This window comes from Mesorhizobium album, assembly GCF_033977205.1.
Classification (GTDB): Bacteria; Pseudomonadota; Alphaproteobacteria; order Rhizobiales; family Rhizobiaceae; genus Mesorhizobium; species Mesorhizobium album.
The window spans coordinates 1-639 of the sequence record NZ_JAVIIW010000158.1 but is presented as its reverse complement, the minus strand read 5'-3'; the positions used below and the strand labels follow the sequence as shown (position 1 = coordinate 639).

The 639-nt window shown below is 59.6% G+C and carries 1 pseudogene; it reads left to right on the top strand.

The features are described from left to right. Positions 1-253: 253 nt before the first annotated feature. Positions 254-536: pseudogene (locus RFN28_RS34705) on the top strand (transposase); the annotation flags it as partial. Positions 537-639 lie beyond the last annotated feature (103 nt).

Below are 639 nucleotides of genomic sequence, written 5' to 3'. Positions count from 1 at the left end.
GCGCCCGCATCAACTGGATGTTCTCGACCGAACAGGCCCGCCTCAAATTGGCCAAAGCCTATCCAAAGCCCACCGCCAAAGAGTCATAATCCCTGTGCAGTGCCACTAGGTCGTGGTGAGGATTTAACGGTTTGGGATTCCCAGGATCGGGCAAATCAGATTCAAGACTGCTTTTTGGGAGAAGTCAGTCTTGGCCGAGAGCTACGATCCAGACCGCCTGAACGATGCGCAATGGGCTCGCTTGGCCCCTCTGATGCCCGGTGGCTGTAAGGGCAAGCGCGGTCCGCGCACCAACAACCCGGTTGTTCATGGATGCGATTTTCTGGATGGCCCGCTCCGGGGCACGCTGGCGCGACCTGCCGGAACGGTTCGGTGACCATCGTATCGTGAAGCGTCGCTACTATGACTGGGTGGGGCGGGGCGTCTTGCGTGATCTCTTCCAGGCGCTGAGCCAGGATGGGGATTTCGAATGGTTGTGCGTGGACGCCACCGTCATCCGCGCCCACCAGCACGCCAGCGGGGCGCGCAAGCAAAAGATCCCATGATGAGTGGTGGACAGCGGCCTGAGGGAGATCAGAGTCGGTTTGCTACCAACCACTCTGAAGGGATTTGCCATGACAGCAGAACCAAACTCGCCCC